The following is an 18,080-nucleotide window of genomic DNA, read 5'->3' on the forward strand; positions in this document are numbered from 1 at the left end:
ACCAAACCCTAGACTGGAACAATGACTGATACACCCGAGGATGAGTTCGACCCGGCTGCCAGTTCGCTGACCGGCCATGTCCCCGACGAAGTCATGGCGGAACTGCTCGCCATGCGCGGCAGCATCGACAACATCGATGCCACCCTGGTGTATCTGCTGGCCGAGCGCTTCAAGGCCACCCAGCGGGTGGGCCACCTCAAGGCCGAGCACCGGCTGCCCCCGGGCGATCCCGGCCGGGAAGCCGCGCAGATCGCCCGGCTCCGCAGGCTGGCGGCGGACGCCCATCTGGACCCGGCCTTCGCGGAAAAGTTCCTCAACTTCATCATCAGCGAGGTCATCCGGCACCACCAGGCGATCTCGGAGACCCGGAACGGAAACGGAAATGGCCGCGCCGACAGCTGACCCTGCAGTTCCTGAACCTGCGCCCACCACGGTCGCCGCGACCGCGGGGCCCGGCTGGCCCGGGACGGACGTCGCCGAGGCGATCCGGATCAGCCGGGGGGAACTGGGCGAGCCGCACCTGCCGTTCCTGCCCCAGCTGCCGGACCGCGGGATCGGAGCGGACGCGGTGGGCCGCACGGCCTCCCTGCTGGTGGACCTTCCCGTGGACCTGCAGCCGCACGGGTGGCGCTTGGTCGACCGGCCCGGCCGCGATCTGGCCCGCGCCCAGGCGCTGCTGTCCCGCGACCTGAACACGCTCGCGGACCTGGCCGGAGAGGAAGAGCGGCCGTCCACCGGGCTGCGGCTGTCCCTGGTCGGGCCGTTGAGCCTGGCGGCCGGCCTGCACCTGCACAACGGCGAGCGGGCCCTCGTCGACGCCGGCGCCCGTCGGGAACTGGCCGAGTCACTGGCCGCCGGCCTGGGTGCATACCTGCACCGTGCCGCCGAAGCGGTGCCCGGCGCCCGACTGGTCCTGGCCGTGGAGGAACCTGACGCCGAACGGGTGCTTCGCGGACGCATTCCCACCGCCAGCGGCTACCGCACGCTCCGCGCAGTGCCGGACGCCGAGGCCCGCCGCACCTGGCAGCTCATCCGCGATGCCGCCGCCGAGGCGGGGGCGCGCACCGTGCTGGTGCTGCCCGGTGTCGGCCGTCCCGCGGACCGCGCCGCGGCGTCCACCGCCGACCTGGCGTTGGCCGCCGGGTACGACGGCGTCGGGCTTCCCGCCGCCGGGCTCAAGGCGCGGGACTGGGAGACCGTTGCCCGGACCGTGGAGGAGGGGCGGCGGATCGAACTCGGGCTGGTTCCGCTTCCTGCCCCGGGCACGCAGGTCCGGCAGGTGACCGCCCTGGTGGACTCCGTGCTCCGGCCCTGGCGGGACGTCGGCCTGCCGCTGCGGCAGCTGCCGGCGCTGGCCCCGGTACCGGCCGCGGAGCTCGCCGCGGCCCCGCCGGCCGTCGCCCGGGCCGTGCTGGCCCGGCTGACCCAGGCGGCGTCAGCCCTCGAACAGGTCGCCGCCGACGCCTGAGTGCCCGCGGCTCAGCCCACCGCGTAGTCGAACGCGCCGTCGTAGACGAAGACGGTGCCCAGCTGCCGCTGGCGGACCTCGGCGCTGATCCGGAACCGGCCGGACTCCGTGTCCCACCACTGGACGACGCGCGCCGACGCTCCCACGGGTCCCGGCAGCGGCACCCGGGCCTGCCCGAGCATCAGGGCCGCGTCGAAGGAATCCATCACCAGCGACCCGTCCGCCCCCGGCGACAGGGCAAGTCCGGTGACCAGGCGGCGCCCGGTCCCCAGCGCATCCTGCAGCCGGCCCGGCGCCACGAGGGTGGTGGTGTCCTCGAAGATGCGCGCGGCCGTGGGAAACCGGAAGGTCCGCACCGCAGTCAGGGCTGGGCGGCCGGCGGCGTCGTGGTGCGCGCGGTTCTCGATGCTGAACGGCACCTGCTCGCCGTAGTCCCCGAAGAAGGCTCCGCGCAGGGGCACCGCGCGCATGAGCGGCCGCAGGGCCGGCCGCGGGCAGCCCGCCTGTGTGAACATACCGTTCCCCCTGCCGACGCCGCCGACGGGCAGCGAGAAGTAGTCACGAAGCTCCGGCTGCAGCCGGTCGAAGGCGGCACCGAGGACCTGACGGTAGATGCCGGTCACGCGGGCTCCTCTCCTGCCACCCCGCACCGCGGCCGCGGCTACAGCCTGCCGGCGGCCTTGAGCTGGATGTACATGTCGGCGAGTTTCGGCGGGAGCTCCTGCGGGGTCTCATCGACCACCTCCACACCCATGGACCGCAGCTGGGCGGTGACCGAGGCCCGGTCCAGCAGGGCTCGTTCCGCGGCGGCGGCCCGGTAGGCCTCGGCGGCCGTGCCCCGGCGGGCGCGCATCGCGTCCAGTTCAGGATCGCGCACCGAAGCCACCACCACCAGATGACGCTCCAGCAGCTGTGGCAGGAACGGCAGCAGGCCGTCCTCCACCGCACCGGAGTCCAGGGTGGTCAACAGCACCACCAGGGCGCGCCGCGGTGAGATCCCGTGCACGGCGGAGGGCAGCAGCGAGAAGTCCGCCTCGATCAGTTCCGGCTCCACGGGGGCCAGCGCCTCGACCATCCGGTTCAGCAGGTTGCCCTTCGCCGCGGAATCCACCCGGGCCCGGGTGCGCCGGTCAAAGGCCAGCAGGTCCACCCGGTCTCCCGCACCGCCGGCGAGTGCGCCCAGCAGCAGCGCAGCTTCGATGCCGGTGTCCAGCCGCGGCTCGTCCTGGATCCGGGCGGCGGCGGTGCGGGAGGTGTCCAGCACGATCACCACCCGGCGGTCCCGCTCGGGACGCCAGGTGCGCACCACGGTGTCGCGGCGCCGCGCCGTCGCCCGCCAGTCAATGGAGCGCACGTCGTCGCCCCGCACATAGTCGCGCAGCGAGTCGAACTCGGTGCCGGCGCCGCGCAGCTGCACCGTGGCGTTGCCGTCCAGCTCCCGCAGCCGGCGAAGCCGGCTGGGCAGGTGGCGGCGGGAGGCAAACGGGGGCAGCACCCGCAGCAGGCCCGGAACCGGCAGGGCCCGCTGCCGCGCGGCCAGGCCCAGCGGACCGAAGCTGCGCACGGTGACCGTCGCGGCGTGCAGGTCACCGCGCCGCTCCGGCACCAGCAGCGTGGCCGCCCGGCGGGCCTCCGCGGCGGGCACCGTGAGCCGGTGCACGGGATTGCGGGCGCCGGCGGAGGGCTGCCAGCCGTCCCGGAGCACTGCGTGCAGGGTCCGCGCCGTCGGGTTGCGGACCACCAGCCCGGCGCGGGCCTGCCCGCCCAGGCGAACCCGGTCCAGCGGGTCCCGGGTGACCGCCAGCACACGGGGGGAGACGGCCAGCAGCAGGTCCAGGGCCGCCGCTGCGGCCAGGAACAGCACCCAGAGCCAGATGGTCACAGCCCTCGGCCACAGGAACACGGCCGGCGTCCCGGCGGCGGCAAGGAGGACGAAACGCGCGGATACCGCCACCGTTTACCTCGGCACGGGCACGGTGGCCAGGATCCCGGCCAGCACGTCGTCCGCCCGTACGCCGTCCATCTGTGCTTCGGGACTGAGCGCCACCCGGTGGCGCAGGGTGGGCAGGGTCAGCGCCTTCACGTCGTCGGGAGTGACGAAGCCGCGCCCGGACAGCCAGGCCCAGGCCCGGGCGGTGTTCAGCAGGGCGGTGGCGCCGCGGGGGGAGACGCCCAGCTGGAAGGAGGGGGCGGTACGGGTAGCCCGGGCCAGGTCCACGATGTAGCCCAGCACCTCAGGCGCGACGCCGACGCCGGCCACGGCCTCCCGCGCGCGGGCCAGATCGTCGGCGGAGGCCACCGCGCGCACGCCGGCCGCGCCCAGGTCCCGCGGGTCGAAGCCGAGGCTGTGCCGGCGGATCACTTCGATTTCGTCCTCGCGCGGGGGCAGGTCGAGGGTGAGCTTGAGCAGGAACCGGTCCAGCTGGGCCTCCGGCAGCGGATAGGTGCCCTCGTACTCGACCGGGTTCTGCGTCGCCGCGACGATGAAGGGCTCCGGCAGCGGGCGGGACACCCCGTCCACCGTGACCTGGCGCTCCTCCATGGCTTCGAGGAGCGAGGCCTGCGTCTTGGGCGGGGTGCGGTTGATTTCGTCCGCCAGCAGGATGTTGGTGAAGACCGGGCCCTCGCGGAAGCTGAACTCCGAGGTGCGGCCGTCGTAAATCAGGGAACCGGTGACATCGCCGGGCATCAGGTCAGGGGTGAACTGCACCCGGCGGGTGTCCAGGGACAGGGCCGCGGAGAGGCTGCGGACCAGCAGCGTCTTGGCGACGCCCGGCACACCTTCCAGCAGGACGTGCCCCCGCGCGAGCAGCGCGATGATCAGTCCCGTCACGGCGGCGTCCTGGCCCACCACGGCCTTGGCCACCTCGGCCCGCACCTGCATCAGGGCCTGCCGGATCGGGTCGGCGGGGGACTGGACGGGAGCCTGGTCCTGCGGCGCCTCCGTGGGCGGGGCGGCTGCCGGGGCAGTCTGGGCGGGGGCAGCCGCCGCAGGCTGCGGCGCCGACCCGGCGGACCAGCCTGCGCCGGGCGGCGCAGCGGGCGGCGGGCCGCCGGGCTGCCGGGCAGGCCAGGACTGATGCGGCTGGTTCATGATCCGAGGACCTCTTCCTCTAGGTGTTGGATGGACTGTGCCCAGCGGACCAGGTCGGCGTCGCCGGCCGGCAGGGGCCCGTAAAGCAGCTGCTGCACCTCGTGGACCGGGCGGTTCGCGGCGGTGGCGACGGCGGCGGCCAGCTGTTGCGGACCGGTGGTCGGGTGCAGGCGCAGGAACCGGGCCAGCCGCACCTTGGTGCCGGAGCGCAGCACCTGGGCGGCGCGGTCGGCGGCGCGGCCGTCCTGGTACAGGCGGGCCCGGCCTTCGGCGGTTTCGGAGGAGCGCACCAGCACCGGGAGCGGTTCAACGGCCAGCGGTCCCAGCCGGCGTCCGGCGGCGAAGGCGGCGAAGGCGGCAACGATGAGCAGCCAGACCGCGACCGGTCCGACCCAGTCCGGCAGGGGCGGGGCCTGAGCGGCGTCCTCCGCGGGGAGGACGTCGGCGGGCGTGGGGGAGAACCAGACGAGGGTCGGCTCCGAGCCGAGGGTCCGCAGCACCAGGGCGGCGTTGCCGCGTGAGGCAACCGTGCTGTTGGCCAACAGATCGGGGTTGCCCAGCACCACGGCGGTGCCGTCGGCGGTGGCGGCGTAGCTGCCGGCGTCGGCCGGACCGTCCGGCACCGGGAAACAGGTCACGGGTCCGCGGTAGAGCTGCCCGCCGGCGTCAATGCTCCGGGCGGCGGACGGATCGGCGGCCGGGCAGTCGGCGCGCAGCTCCTGAGGTCCGTCGCCGTCCCCGGTGGCAAGGCTTTCCGGCACCAGCCCCGCTGCGCTGATCTGCGGGGCGGCAGCCGAGAGCTGGGCAAGGTCGGGGCGCAGCAGCACCACCCGGCTGCTGCGCTCGGCCAGCGCCTGCAGCCGCTCGGCGTCGATCCACCCGTTGGGATCATGCAGCAGAAGCGTCGTGTCCGGGCCCAAGGCATCCAGGGCCTGCTCGTAGCCGGCAGGAACGCGGACGTCGACGCCGCGGGAACCGAGCACCTCGGCCACAGCCATCGCCCCCTCCGGCGACGGGTTGCCGGGCCCCAGCGGTTCCCCGCTGCTGCCGCTTCGGCCGAGCGAGCCGATGACGGCCACGATGACCAGCAGGAGCCCGAGCGCGGTCCAAAGCAGCCGTCCGCGCCGACGGGTCGCCTTCGTGGAGCCTTCGGCCCCGGCCGGGCGGGAGACGCCGGTCTGCAGCTCGGTCATCGCGGAACCGCCGGAGACGGGCCGGCCGCGGGTGCAGCGGCGGGCGCAGCCGCCAGGAGCCGGGCGTCCAGGTCCTCCGCCCGGGCGGCATCCGCCGCCGTCGCAGCGCCGGCTCCGTACCTGACCTCGTTGAAGCGCTCGGCCAGCCATCTGATGCCGGCGGCGTCCGCGGGGTAGGCCGCGCAGAGCCGGGAGGCCGCTTCGGTGGCCGTCTGCCCGGGCACGGGCTCCAGGACCACCCGTTCCTCGGCGGAGCGGATCACCGCGCGCAGGAGCTGCGTCAGCGCCTCATTCCAGTCGCTGCGGCCGGCCGCTTCACGGGCCAGGCGGCGGTGGTCCACCGCGGTCGACGGCGCCTCGTCGTCGAAGACCGGGCGGGTTCCGGCGGGCGAGGCGTTCAGCCGGGGCCGGATCACCAGGACCACCAGCAGGAGGACCACCGCTGCGATGCCCGCGAGGACCAGCACCCCGGTGACCGGGTCGGCAGCCCCCAGCCCGGCCAGCACCGTGTCCAGCCATTCGGCGAGCGCCGCAAGGGCGCGCTCGGTCAGGCCCGGCTCGGCCTCCTCGTACACCGGTCGGGACAGCTCCTCCTCGATCCAGCGCCGGGCCTCTTCCTCATCGGGAAGCACCGGCACCCCGCGGAGGAATGCCCCGGTCAGCTCCATGGCGCCGACGGCGGCTGCGGACGGGGACCGGGACCGGGGCCGGCGGACACCGGGCCCGCACCCGGCACGGCATCGGGATCCGGCCGGGGGTTTTCCTGCTCGCGGAGCAGCGCCACGTCGAAGCCCTCGCGGCGGATCCTCAGGTCCACGTAGAGGAGGGAGGTGACCGAGGACTGGAAGGCGTAGGCGACAGCGGCGAAGACATTCGTGACCAGGAGGGTGGCCGGCAGCACCAGGTTCAGATAGGCGGAGGGGTCATCACCGGCCACCGAACCGGCCAGCAGCCCCGCCAGCAGGCTGACCGGCGTCGCCACCACCGACGTGATGACGCCGGCAATGAGGGAGGTCAACAGCAGGATGCCGAACGTACGCCACCAGTTGGCGGCGGTCAGCCGCCAGGAGCGGCGCAGCGAGGCCAGGACGCCGCCGTCCTCCAGTACCAGAACGGCCGGAGCCAGGCAGAGCTTGGTGCCGGCCCAGAGCGCGGCGACCCCGGCACCCGCGGCCAGCACCATTCCGACGAGCACCGCGCCCCAGCCCAGCGCGGGAACGCTCAACGCCGTCAGGCCGCCGACCAGCAGCGTCGCCGCCGCCCCCGCCCCGCACCACAGCAGCAGGAGCAGAAGGAGGCGGGGCAGCCGGGGGGCACCAAGGCGCCACAGCTGGGCGAACGCCGTGCGCCGGTCCAGCGTTGCCCGGGCCACCACCAGCACCAGCAGCCCCTGGAGCAGGAAGATGCCTGCGGCGGTGACCAGACTGATCAGGAGGCTGCCGCCCAGGTAGCCGCCGAGGGACGAGAAGACCTGCTCATCGCTGGGCGCGGGATTGAGCAGGACATCGAAGTCATAGGTGGCGCTGGTGACTACCCAGGACAGCAGGGAGACCACGGCCATGATGATGACGGCGGATCCGAACGTGGCCCCCGGGTTGCGGCGGCAGGCCTGGAAGGCGCCGTCCAGCATTTCGCCGAGGCCAAGCGGCCGCAGCGGAATGATCCCGGGACGCGGCGGGGGGACGTACGCGGGCATCGCCTGGCCCCAGGGCTGCGGCATCGGCCCGGGAGGGGGAGCGCCCCACACCGGCGGGACGGCTCCCGGCGGCTGGTTCCACTGCGGCGGGACGGCGCCCGACGGCGGCTGGCCCCACTGCGGCGGGACGGCACCTGACGGCGGGGCACCCCACGCCGGCGGCGGAGCCCACGGCGCTGACGGACCGGAGCCGGAGGAGTGCTGCTGCGGGGGCTGCCACTGCGGGGAACCCTGCTGCGCAGGCTGCTGGTGCCAGGGAGCGCCGGGCGGGGGAGTGTCCCGGGGCGGCCCCTGCCGCGGGGGCACGGGCTGATGCGGCTCCGTCGGCTGTTGCGGGTCCGCCGGTCCGCTCCGCTGCGGTTCCTCCCCGCCGTTGTGATTGTCCTGACCCATCTGTCCCCCAAGAAACGCCGTGTTGGTCCTGAACCGACTATAGTTCCTGCCGCCGACGCGGCACCCCCCAAACCGGGCGGAGGGCAACCTTCCCTTAGGATGATAGGGATGACATGGCCCGCCCGGGTCCGGGTCCAGCTGCCCGCGAGTCCGGACGCGGGCGCTTCCGCCGCGGTGCGGGAGGGCAGACCAACGGAACAGGGAGCAATGAAGGCACGCATTCTGGTCGTGGACGATGACGAGGCGCTGGCCGAGATGATCGGCATCGTCCTGCGGAACGACGGCTTCGACCCCATTTTCTGCGCGGACGGCTCCAGGGCGCTGGAGATATTCCGCAGCTCCCGGCCCGACCTGGTCCTGCTGGACCTGATGCTGCCCGGCATCGACGGCATCGAGGTGTGCCGGCGCATCCGCGGCGAGTCCGACGTACCCATCGTGATGCTGACCGCGAAGTCCGACACCGCCGACGTCGTGCGCGGCCTCGAATCCGGTGCCGACGACTACGTGCCCAAGCCGTTCAAGCCCGCCGAACTGGTGGCCCGGGTCCGGGCCCGGCTGCGCCCCGTGGACCAGCGCTCCCCGGAAACCCTGAGGATCGGAGACGTGGAGATCGACGTCGCCGGCCATGCGGTCTCCCGGGCCGGGCAGTCGGTGGCGCTGACCCCGCTGGAATTCGACCTGCTGGTCGCCCTCGCCCGCAAGCCCTGGCAGGTCTTCACCCGCGAGATGCTCCTGGAACAGGTCTGGGGATACCGCCACGCCGCGGACACCAGGCTCGTGAACGTGCACGTGCAGCGCCTGCGCTCGAAGATTGAACGTGACCCGGAGGCCCCGGAGGTCGTGCTGACCGTCCGCGGCGTCGGCTACAAGGCCGGCCAAAGCTAGTTGGAGGCCACCGCTGCTCCGCCGTCCCGGGCACGCGCCCTGCACGCGGCGATGCTGGACCGGGTCCGCCGCGGCGGCCGGTTCCTGCAGCGGCACCTGCTCCAGCGCGTGGCCAACCGCTGGCGGCGCTCGCTGCTGTTCAAGACCGTCACCTCCACGCTGCTGTTGGTGGCCCTCGCCTGCGGCGGGGTCGGAGCGTTCCTCTCGCACCAGATCGCCGGCGCCCTCTATGAGGAACGCTTCGATCAGTACCTTGCGGAGTCCTCAACCGACCTCATGAAGGTCAAGGAGGTCTTCCGGACCACCACGGCGACCGATCGGGAGGAGACCGACCGGCTGGTCTCCGACACCCGGTCGCTGCTCGAAGGCGAAGGTATTGATGAGCCCCGCAGCTACCTGCTCCAGCCGCTGCACCGGGATCCGTACGTCTCGCCGCAGGGCCTGAACTTCACCGCCAGCCAGATCCCCGTGGCCCTCGCGGACGCGGTCGACGCCTCCGACGCCGTCAGCGATGCCGACCGCGTGTACTGGTCGGCCCTGGAACTGCCCAGCGGCGGGCCCGGCCTGGCGTTCGGCACCAAGGTGACGCTCCCGCCGGACCGGTCGGAGTACGCCCTGTACCTGATCTACGACCTGTCCTCAATGCAGGACACCCTGGACGGCATCCACGGCATCCTGTGGATCGCCGGCGGGCTGCTGCTGGTGATCATCGGGACCATCGCCTGGATCGTGACCAAGGCCGGCGTCGGCGCGGTCAGTGATGCCGCCGTCGTCTCGGAAAAGCTCGCCGCCGGCGAGCTGCAGGAACGCATGGACGTGCGGGGGGAGAACGAGGTGGCCCGCCTCGCGGCCTCGTTCAACCACATGGCGGCCACGCTGCAGGACCAGATCACCCAGCTCGCGCAGCTCTCCCGCATGCAGCAGGTCTTCGTCTCCGACGTCTCCCATGAGCTGCGCACCCCGCTGACCACCGTACGGATGGCCGCCGAGGTCCTCTACGACGCCCGCGCCGATTTCGATCCGATCAGCCGGCGGTCCGCCGAGCTGCTGTACAACCAGGTCGAGCGCTTCCAGGCGCTGCTGGCCGACCTGCTGGAAATCTCCCGGTTCGACGCCGGCGCCGCCGCCCCCGACATGGAGCCCACCGACATCGTGGGCGTGGTGCGGGACGTCATCGAGGCCACCGAGCCCCTGCTGCTCAAGGCCGGCTCGGAGGTGTCGGTGGTGACCCGAGAGGAACGCTGCGTGGTGGACGCCGACCCGCGCCGCATCGAACGCATCATCCGCAATCTGGTGGTGAACGCCGCCGAGCACGGGGAAGGCCGGCCGATCAACATCGCCATCGGCGCCAACGCCGACGCCGTGGCCGTGGCCGTGCGCGATCACGGCATCGGCATGAGCGAAGAGGATGCCGGACACGTCTTCGACCGGTTCTGGCGTGCCGACCCGGCCCGGGCCCGCACCACCGGCGGCAGCGGCCTGGGTCTGTCCATCGCACTGGAGGACGCCCGCCTGCACGGCGGCTGGCTGCAGGCCTGGGGCCGGCCCGGCGAAGGATCCTGCTTCCGGTTGACCCTGCCCCGGCGCGAGGGCGGCACCTTCGAAACCTCGCCCGTGCCCCTGTCCCCGTATGACAGTCTGCGGGCCGGGCACCGCCAGCTGCTGGCCGGCGGTCCGGTCCGCGACGAGGAGGAACCGTCATGAGCCCTGCACGCCGTCCGCGCGGCCGCCTGCTGCTGGTGCTGCTGGTGCCCCTGCTGCTGTTCGTCCAGAGCTGTTCCTCGATACCGACCGTCGGCCCCGTGGGCACCCAGACCGTGGGGGCCGGCGGAGGCAACGGCAGCGAAGGGGTGCGCATCACCCCGGCCGGCCCGGAGGACGGGGCCAGCCCGCAGGACATCATCGAGGGCTTCATCAACGCCGGGGCCGGGACCAGCGAGGACTACAGCGTCGCGCGCGAGTACCTGGCCGGGAATCTGTCGGACAGCTGGTCCGCGACGGACCGGGTGCTGGTCTACGGGGGAGACCAGCCGCAGATCATGCCGCTGCCGGAGGAGAACACCTACCAGGTGCGGATGGGCCTGGCCTTCAGCATCGACGCCGACGGCATCCGTACGGCGGCCGAACCGGGCCACATCGAGAGCTTCACCGTGCGCGTGACCGACACCGGAGACGGCTGGCGCATCGCGGACGTGCCGAACGGGATCATGCTCAGCCAGGTGAACTTCAACCTCATCTTCACCTCCCACAACCTGTACTTCTACAGCAGCACCTATGAGTACTGGGTGCCGGACACCCGCTGGTTCGTCCAGCGCTCCGGCATGGCCACCGCCATCGTCAAGGCCCTGCTCAAGGGCCCGGCGCCGTACCTGCAGGGCGCCGTCACCAGCGCTTTCCCGTCCGGCACCACCCTGGCCCGCGACGCCGTCCCGCAGGCCAACGGGGTGGCGACCGTGGACCTCAGCGCGGATGTGCTGGAAAACGCGACCGACCTGAACCGACAGCAGATGGCGATGCAGCTGCAGCGGAACCTGAAGCTGAACAACATCAACTCGGTGGAGATGACGGCCAACCAGCGGCCGGTGGACCTCGGCAGCGAAAGCTCCCAGCTGATCCAGCCCGAAGACGGCCAGACCGTTCCGGCCACGCAGGTGGCCGTGCTGGACGGGGAAGTGGTGTTCTACGAAAACGAACAGCCGCGCTCGATCGAGGGCTTCTCCGCCGCCGGCTTCGGGCCGCAGGATCCGGCCGTCTCGCGCGGCCTGGATGCCTTCGCGTTCCTCGACGGCGCCCGCTCCACCCTGCTGGTGGGAGCCCCGAACCAGCCCGTCCGCGAGGCCGGACGCGGCGAGTCGTTCACGGCGCCCGGCATCGACCCCCATGGCTGGGCCTGGACCGCCGGCACCGTGCCCGGCGGATCGGAGGTGCTGGCCGCCCCCACCGACGGAGCAGGCAGCACCCGGATCACCGCGGACTGGCTGGCCGGGCAGACCGTGACGTCTCTGCGCATCTCACGCGAGGGCGCCCGGGCCCTGCTGGTCACCCGCACCGGCGAGACGACCCGGATCTACCTGGCCGGCGTCGTCCGCTCCTCCGAGGGCGTGCCCTCCGCGCTCACCGAACCGGTGCTGCTGCGCAGCGACGACCCGGTCACGGCCGCCAAGTGGGCGGGCGAGGACACCTACGTCGCGCTCAACGACACCGGAGCCCGCTCCACGCCGCTGGTCCTGAGCACCGGATGGCGGCAGGAGGAAGGCGAGGACGGGCTCAGCACGCTGACCGGAATCAGCGGTTTCAGCGTCGGCAACGGGATCAACCAGCTTTTCGTGGTGGCCTCGGATCCGGCGTGCCGGTCCGACGACGGCGGCGAGGGCACCGTCGGCATGTGCACCATGGTGGAACCGCCGGCCGGATGGGCCTCCACCACACTGGTGTACGACCCCTCGTTCTCCGGCTAGCCATCCACAGCCACCCGGCGTTCCCTGTCGCCACGTCCGGCCGGCAGCAAAGCTGGGCCCATGCGTGAGCACTCCCGCGGTCCCGCCGGACCCGACGCCCGGAGCATCCCCAAGCGCCTCGATGCGCTGGCGCTGACACCCGCTGGAAGAAACGCCGCGCAGGCGGCCGGCGAGCTGCTGGCGGTGCTGCTGCCCTCACCCTGCGTCGGCTGCGCCGGCCCGGAGGGTCCGCTCTGCCCGCCGTGCCGGGCCCGGCTGCGGCGCGTCACCGCGCGGCCGTTCCGCGCCGAGGGCTCAGCGGCGTCCCTCCCGGACCGGCCGGGTGAGGGCGGGGTCCTGCCGGTGCTGGCGGCCGGCCGCTACGCCGGGCTGCTGGCCGCCGTCCTGCTCGGTTACAAGCAGCGGGGCCTGACGGCGCTCGGTCCGGTGCTGGCCGCGGCCCTGGCAGGCGCGCTGCACCAGGCCTCCGACACGTTCGGCGGACGGGACCGGGGGCCGGATGCGGCCGGCGCGCACCCGCCGGGGCCTCTGCTGCTGGTGCCGGTGCCGCCTGCCCCGGGCTCGTACCGCAGGCGCGGGTTCCTTCCGCTGGACCGGCTGCTGCGCGGCCTGGCCCGGCAGCGGCGCCTGCCCGCCGGCTGCCGCTATGCGCCGGTGCTGAAGATGTCCCGGGGTTCGGGCCTGCAGTCCCAGAAGCGGCTGGGCGCAGCCGCCCGCCGCCGCAACCTGCACGGCCGCATGTCGGTACCGCCCGGAGCCGTGCCCGCCGGCGGCTGCGCCCTCGTCGTTGACGATGTCCTGACAACGGGAGCCACCGTGGCCGAAGCGGTCCGGGCGCTGCGGGCAGCCGGTGTCGACGTCCGCGCGGCCGTGGTGCTGGCGGCGGCAGGGGCGGCGGGTGGCCCGGAACCGGCCCCTGCGCCTACGGCGGAGGGTGGTTTCCCGGGAACGTGAATAACGGGCGAATCTCAACTAACGTGTTGGGTATGGAGGGCTTCAAGCAGAGGAGCCATCCTGCGGCAGCGGCCGCGTAGGAAACTGGCAGCGGCCGTTGTTGTGTCACCGAAACCATTGGAGGGCACCATGGAATTCATGATCAGCGGCCGCAATGTTGCCGTATCGGAGCGGTTCCGCGAGTACGCCGAAGAGAAAATCGGAAAAGTGGAGCAGCTCGGGGACAAGGTCCAGCGCGTTGATGCGCGGGTGACCAAGGATCCCAACGCCCGCGAGGCCGACAGGGCCCTCACCGTCGAGCTCACCGTCATCGGGCGCGGCCCGGTGGTCCGCGCCGAAGCGCACTCTGCGGACAAGTTCGCGGCCTTCGACATTGCCTACGGCAAGCTGATGGAACGCCTCCGCCGCGCCGCCGACCGGCGGAAGGTCCACTACGGCCGGCAGACGCCGGTACCCGTGTACGCCGCCACCGCTTCCCTTGAAGCAGCGGACACCACTGCCCCGCTGTACGAGACCGCGGCCCGCTCATCCGAGGAGGCGGAGGCCGCCCAGCCGGAAGGTGACACCGAGTCGGCCGCCGGCGACTGCCCCGTCCTCATCCGCCGCAAGGTCTTCCCGGGTGCCCCCATGAGCCTTGACGACGCCGTGGACAACATGGAGCTGGTCGGCCACGACTTCTACCTCTTCGTCGATTCCGCCACCGGTGCACCGTCGGTGGTCTACCGCCGCCGCGGCTGGACCTACGGCGTCATCACCCTTGATTCCAAGTGCGCCGAGGGCGTCGAGGAGCTGAAGGAGGAGATGCGCGGCTACCGGGAGCAGGTGACCGCTCCCGCCGCTGAGGGCTGATCCGGCGCCGGCAGCGACGCCGGCACTACGATGGTCCAATGATTCCAGCCCTGAACCTCCGGCAGGCCCGCAGGATAGCCCTCGGAGCACAGGGACTGGCGCGGCAGCGGCCCGCCCGCCCGGTTACCGCCGGGCGGGCGGGCCGTACCTTTGAGCAGCTTCGGCTGCTGCAGATCGACTCCATGAACGTGCTGGCCCGCAGCCACTACCTGCCCCTGTTCTCCCGGCTGGGCCCGTACGACACCTCGATCCTGGACCGGATGGCCTCCCATGGGCCGCGGCGCATGGTCGAGTACTGGGCGCATGAAGCCAGCTACGTCCGGCCCGACCTCTTCGCGGACCTGCGCGCCTGGCAGCGGCGGACCTGGCCCACCGCCGCCCGGCTCGATCCGGGACTGGTCGAGGAGGTCGCCGGCAAGATCACGGCGCTGCTCGAATCGGGCCCGCCCCTGACCTCCCGGCAGGTCAGCGCCGAACTGGGATACGGCCCGACGTCGGAGCCCGCCGGGTGGGGCTGGAACTGGAACCTCGTCAAACGCGTGCTGGAGGACTTGTTTGCCTCCGGGCAGCTGGGTGCGGCAGGCCGCACCCTCCAGTTCGAACGGCTGTACGCTCCGACCGCGGCCGTGCACCCCCTGGGCGAGGCTGCCCACGCCGAGGCCGACCCCGCCGAGGCCCTGCAGCGGCTCACCGCCCACGCCGCCGAGGCGCTCGGCGTTGCCACCGCCACGGGCCTGGCCGATTACTTCCGGCTCCCGGTCCGGGACACGGCCGCCGCCGCCGAGCGGCTCGTCCGCAGCGGAGAACTCGAGAAGGTCCGGGTGCCGGGATGGGCGGACACGGTCTTCCTGCATCCGGGCTCGCCCCGGCCCCGCCGCGCCGTCGGGCAGGCCCTGCTCAGTCCCTTCGACTCCATGGTGTTCGAACGCAGGCGGCTCGAAGCGCTGTTCGGCTTCCGCTACCGCCTGGAGGTCTACACCCCGCCCGCGGCACGCCGCTACGGCTACTACGTGCTGCCGTTCCTGCTCGGCGAACAGTTCGCGGCCCGCGTGGACCTTAAGGCCGACCGGGCCGCCGGTGTGCTGCTGGTGCAGGCCGCCCACGCCGAGCCGGACGCCCCGGCCGGCACCGCCGTCGAGCTGGCCGGGGAACTGGCCCGGATGGCGGACTGGCTGGGCCTGGCGGGGGTTATGGTAAGACCGGCGGGAAACCTCGCCGACCCCCTCAAGCTGGCAGTTGACCGGGAATAAAACGACCTCGGGAACACCGGCGGGCCGCTGTGCGTCCCTCACGTAGACTGGGGTTCGCCAGCACGGGCAACAAGACATTGGGAGCAGATCAGGTGGCATCACTACTCGAACGAGTTCTTCGCACCGGCGACAAGAAGACACTGAAGACCCTGCGCAACTACGCCGACGCGATCAACCTGCTCGAGGACGAGTTCAAGGCAATGAGCGACGAGGAGCTGCGCGGCGAGACCGACCGCCTGCGCGCCCGGTACCAGGAGGGTGAGTCGCTCGACGACCTGCTGCCTGAAGCGTTCGCCGCCGTCCGTGAGGCCGCCTCCCGCACCCTCGGCCTGCGGCACTTCGACGTCCAGCTCATGGGCGGCGCAGCCCTGCACCTGGGCAACATCGCCGAGATGAAGACAGGTGAAGGCAAGACCCTGGTCGCCACCGCCCCCGCCTACCTGAACGCCCTGACCGGCAAGGGCGTGCATGTGGTGACCGTCAACGACTACCTGGCCGAGTACCAGTCCGACCTGATGGGGCGTGTCTACCGCTTCCTGGGCATGAGCTGCGGCTGCATCCTCTCGAACCAGGATCCGGCCGTCCGGCGCGAGCAGTACGCCGCCGACATCACCTACGGCACGAACAACGAGTTCGGCTTTGACTACCTGCGCGACAACATGGCCTGGAGCGCCAAGGAGCTGGTTCAGCGCGGGCACAACTTCGCGATCGTCGACGAGGTCGACTCCATCCTGATCGACGAGGCCCGTACCCCGCTGATCATCTCCGGAGCCGCGGGCGGAGACGTCAACCGGTGGTACACCGAGTTCTCCAAGGTGGTCCAGCGCCTCGAACGCGACCGTGACTACGAGGTCGACGAGAAGAAGCGCACCGTGGGCGTGCTGGAGCCGGGCATCGAAAAGGTCGAGGACTACCTCGGCATCAGCAACCTGTACGAGTCCTCGAACACTCCGCTGATCGGGTTCCTGAACAACGCGATCAAGGCCAAGGAACTGTTCAAGCGGGACAAGGACTACGTCGTGCTCAACGGCGAAGTCATGATCGTCGACGAACACACCGGCCGCATCCTGGCCGGCCGGCGGTACAACGAAGGCATGCACCAGGCGATCGAAGCCAAGGAAGGGGTGCAGATCAAGGCCGAGAACCAGACACTGGCGACGGTCACGCTGCAGAACTACTTCCGGCTCTACGAAAAGCTCGCCGGCATGACCGGCACCGCCGAAACCGAGGCCGCCGAGTTCATGGGCACCTACAAGCTCGGCGTGGTGCCCATTCCGACCAACCGGCCGATGGCGCGTATCGACCAGCCGGACCTGATCTACAAGAACGAAGTCGCCAAGTTCGACGCCGTGGTCAAGGACATCGCCGAACGGCACGCGGCGGGGCAGCCGGTGCTGGTGGGCACGACCAGCGTCGAGAAGAGCGAATACCTCTCCAAGCAGCTGGCCAAGGCCGGCATCCGCCACGAGGTCCTCAACGCGAAGAACCATGCCCGTGAGGCCGCCATCGTCGCGCAGGCCGGCCGCAGGGGCGCGGTCACCGTGGCCACCAACATGGCCGGCCGCGGCACCGACATCATGCTCGGCGGCAACGCCGAGTTCAACGCGGTGGCCGAGCTGGAGCGGCGCGGCCTGGACCCGGCGCAGGATCCGGAGTCCTATGAGGCGGCGTGGCCCGAGGCGCTGGAGAAGGCCCGCCAGGCGGTCGCCGCCGAGCAGCAGGAGGTCATCGAGCTCGGCGGCCTGTACGTGCTGGGCACCGAGCGCCATGAGTCCCGCCGGATCGACAACCAGCTGCGCGGCCGTTCCGGCCGCCAGGGCGATCCCGGCGAGTCCCGGTTCTACCTCTCGCTGACGGACGACCTGATGCGCCTGTTCAACTCCGGTGCGGCCGAGCGGATCATGAACAGCTCCTCCATGCCCGACGACGTGGCGCTGGAATCCAAGATGGTCTCGAAGGCGATCCAGAACGCCCAGGGCCAGGTGGAGTCCCGCAACGCCGAGCAGCGCAAGAACGTGCTGAAGTACGACGACGTCCTCAACCGCCAGCGCGAGGCCATCTACGGTGACCGCCGCCGCATCCTGGAGGGCGACGACCTGCAGGAGAAGATCGGCTTCTTCCTCGAAGACGTGATCACCTCCGTGATCGACGCCGCCACCGCCGAGGGCCACGCGGACGACTGGGACTTCGAACTGCTCTGGAAGAACCTGCGGAGCATCTACCCGGTGGGCCTGGAGGCCGACGAGATCATCGAAGAGGCCGGCGGCATCTCCAGCCTGACACGCGAGTTCCTGAAGGAGGAGCTGCTGTCCGATGCGCGGCTGGCCTACCAGAACCGCGAGGACACTCTCGGCGCCGCGACGATGCGCGAACTCGAACGCCGGGTCGTGCTGTCCGTCATCGGGCGCAAGTGGCAGGAACACCTCTACGAGATGGACTACCTCAAGGAGGGCATCGGCCTGCGGGCGATGGCCCAGCGCGATCCGCTGGTCGAATACCAGCGGGAGGGCTTCGTGATGTTCCAGGCCATGATGGAGGCCATCCGCGAGGAGACCATCACCACGCTCTTCAACGTCGAGGTACAGGTGGCCGAACCGGCGCCGTCGCTGGACGGTGTCAAGGACGCCCGCGGCATCGTCGGCGCCCCGACCATCAAGGCCGCCGGCCTGGAGGAACCCGCACGGCCCGCCAGCCTGCAGTTCACCGCCCCAGACAGCCAGGGCGGCGTGCAGACCCGGGTGGAGCGGCAGGCTCCTGCCGAAGGGACGGCCCCGGCTGCGCCCGGCCGGCGCAGCGGCAAGCCCGGGGCAGCCGGCCGGAAATCCAAGCGCCGGAAGTAG

General features: G+C 71.9%; 15 protein-coding genes. 9 read left to right on the forward strand and 6 right to left on the reverse strand.

All coding sequences use genetic code 11. The annotated features are described in order from the left end of the window. Positions 1-21: 21 nt before the first annotated feature. Complete coding sequence (locus tag AC5RUW_RS15275) at positions 22-402, forward strand: chorismate mutase (protein ID WP_494005423.1); 381 nt, start codon at positions 22-24, stop codon at positions 400-402. Next, on the forward strand, positions 383-1,468 hold the full coding sequence (locus AC5RUW_RS15280) for a uroporphyrinogen decarboxylase/cobalamine-independent methonine synthase family protein (protein WP_494161470.1): 1,086 nt from the start codon (positions 383-385) through the stop codon (positions 1,466-1,468). Before AC5RUW_RS15275 ends, AC5RUW_RS15280 begins: the two co-directional genes overlap by 20 nt. Before the next feature lie 11 nt (positions 1,469-1,479). On the opposite strand, the gene AC5RUW_RS15285 is transcribed toward AC5RUW_RS15280, so the two are convergent. From AC5RUW_RS15285 to AC5RUW_RS15310, 6 genes are read right to left on the reverse strand one after another with little or no spacing between them, the layout of a single operon-like run. Beyond that, entirely contained in the window at positions 1,480-2,091 is a 612-nt protein-coding gene (locus AC5RUW_RS15285; RefSeq protein WP_494161471.1) for a DUF4166 domain-containing protein, read from the reverse strand. A gap of 38 nt (positions 2,092-2,129) precedes the next feature. Beyond that, entirely contained in the window at positions 2,130-3,422 is a 1,293-nt protein-coding gene (locus AC5RUW_RS15290) for a DUF58 domain-containing protein (protein ID WP_494161472.1), read from the reverse strand. 3 nt (positions 3,423-3,425) lie between these two features. Further along, positions 3,426-4,562, reverse strand: a complete 1,137-nt coding sequence (locus tag AC5RUW_RS15295) for an AAA family ATPase (RefSeq protein WP_494161473.1) — start codon at positions 4,560-4,562, stop codon at positions 3,426-3,428. Continuing rightward, positions 4,559-5,755, reverse strand: coding sequence for a DUF4350 domain-containing protein (locus AC5RUW_RS15300; protein ID WP_494161474.1), 1,197 nt, complete (start codon positions 5,753-5,755; stop codon positions 4,559-4,561). The genes AC5RUW_RS15295 and AC5RUW_RS15300 overlap by 4 nt, the downstream gene beginning before the upstream one ends. After that, a complete protein-coding gene (locus AC5RUW_RS15305) occupies positions 5,752-6,423 on the reverse strand; it encodes a DUF4129 domain-containing protein (protein ID WP_494161475.1) in 672 nt (223 codons plus the stop codon). Before AC5RUW_RS15305 ends, AC5RUW_RS15300 begins: the two co-directional genes overlap by 4 nt. Further along, entirely contained in the window at positions 6,414-7,451 is a 1,038-nt protein-coding gene (locus tag AC5RUW_RS15310; RefSeq protein ID WP_494161476.1) for a DUF7847 domain-containing protein, read from the reverse strand. Before AC5RUW_RS15310 ends, AC5RUW_RS15305 begins: the two co-directional genes overlap by 10 nt. A gap of 600 nt (positions 7,452-8,051) precedes the next feature. On the opposite strand from AC5RUW_RS15310, the gene mtrA reads away from it, so the two are divergent. The 7 genes from mtrA to secA all read left to right on the forward strand — a co-directional run bounded on the left by mtrA (position 8,052) and on the right by secA (position 18,080). Beyond that, a complete protein-coding gene (gene mtrA / locus AC5RUW_RS15315; protein WP_494005416.1) occupies positions 8,052-8,729 on the forward strand; it encodes an MtrAB system response regulator MtrA in 678 nt (225 codons plus the stop codon). Then, positions 8,730-10,433: an MtrAB system histidine kinase MtrB gene (mtrB, locus tag AC5RUW_RS15320; protein ID WP_494161477.1), complete on the forward strand. Its 1,704-nt coding sequence runs from the start codon at positions 8,730-8,732 to the stop codon at positions 10,431-10,433. Beyond that, positions 10,430-12,187, forward strand: a complete 1,758-nt coding sequence (locus tag AC5RUW_RS15325) for an LpqB family beta-propeller domain-containing protein (RefSeq protein ID WP_494161478.1) — start codon at positions 10,430-10,432, stop codon at positions 12,185-12,187. Before mtrB ends, AC5RUW_RS15325 begins: the two co-directional genes overlap by 4 nt. A 60-nt stretch (positions 12,188-12,247) precedes the next feature. Then, positions 12,248-13,141 carry a ComF family protein gene (locus AC5RUW_RS15330; protein ID WP_494161479.1) on the forward strand — a complete coding sequence of 298 codons (894 nt, stop codon included), beginning with the start codon at positions 12,248-12,250 and terminating at the stop codon, positions 13,139-13,141. Between the two features lie 129 nt (positions 13,142-13,270). Further along, complete coding sequence (gene hpf / locus AC5RUW_RS15335; RefSeq protein WP_494161480.1) at positions 13,271-13,990, forward strand: ribosome hibernation-promoting factor, HPF/YfiA family; 720 nt, start codon at positions 13,271-13,273, stop codon at positions 13,988-13,990. Positions 13,991-14,028: 38 nt separating this feature from the next. Next, entirely contained in the window at positions 14,029-15,240 is a 1,212-nt protein-coding gene (locus AC5RUW_RS15340) for a winged helix-turn-helix domain-containing protein (protein ID WP_494161481.1), read from the forward strand. Between the two features lie 92 nt (positions 15,241-15,332). Beyond that, positions 15,333-18,080 carry a preprotein translocase subunit SecA gene (secA, locus tag AC5RUW_RS15345; protein ID WP_494161482.1) on the forward strand — a complete coding sequence of 916 codons (2,748 nt, stop codon included), beginning with the start codon at positions 15,333-15,335 and terminating at the stop codon, positions 18,078-18,080.

The sequence above is a fragment of the Arthrobacter sp. Y3222053 genome (assembly GCF_059092805.1).

What these genes read in the sequence shown, in the direction of transcription:
- AC5RUW_RS15280 (WP_494161470.1), top strand. Translation starts at nt 383, where the DNA reads ATGGCCGCGCCGACAGCTGACCCTGCAGTTCCTGAACCTGCGCCCACC.
- AC5RUW_RS15325 (WP_494161478.1), top strand. Translation starts at nt 10,430, where the DNA reads ATGAGCCCTGCACGCCGTCCGCGCGGCCGCCTGCTGCTGGTGCTGCTG.
- hpf (WP_494161480.1), top strand. Translation starts at nt 13,271, where the DNA reads ATGGAATTCATGATCAGCGGCCGCAATGTTGCCGTATCGGAGCGGTTC.
- AC5RUW_RS15330 (WP_494161479.1), top strand. Translation starts at nt 12,248, where the DNA reads ATGCGTGAGCACTCCCGCGGTCCCGCCGGACCCGACGCCCGGAGCATC.
- AC5RUW_RS15310 (WP_494161476.1), bottom strand. Translation starts at nt 7,451, where the DNA reads ATGCCCGCGTACGTCCCCCCGCCGCGTCCCGGGATCATTCCGCTGCGG.
- mtrA (WP_494005416.1), top strand. Translation starts at nt 8,052, where the DNA reads ATGAAGGCACGCATTCTGGTCGTGGACGATGACGAGGCGCTGGCCGAG.
- AC5RUW_RS15305 (WP_494161475.1), bottom strand. Translation starts at nt 6,423, where the DNA reads ATGGAGCTGACCGGGGCATTCCTCCGCGGGGTGCCGGTGCTTCCCGAT.
- AC5RUW_RS15275 (WP_494005423.1), top strand. Translation starts at nt 22, where the DNA reads ATGACTGATACACCCGAGGATGAGTTCGACCCGGCTGCCAGTTCGCTG.
- AC5RUW_RS15295 (WP_494161473.1), bottom strand. Translation starts at nt 4,562, where the DNA reads ATGAACCAGCCGCATCAGTCCTGGCCTGCCCGGCAGCCCGGCGGCCCG.
- AC5RUW_RS15300 (WP_494161474.1), bottom strand. Translation starts at nt 5,755, where the DNA reads ATGACCGAGCTGCAGACCGGCGTCTCCCGCCCGGCCGGGGCCGAAGGC.
- AC5RUW_RS15340 (WP_494161481.1), top strand. Translation starts at nt 14,029, where the DNA reads ATGATTCCAGCCCTGAACCTCCGGCAGGCCCGCAGGATAGCCCTCGGA.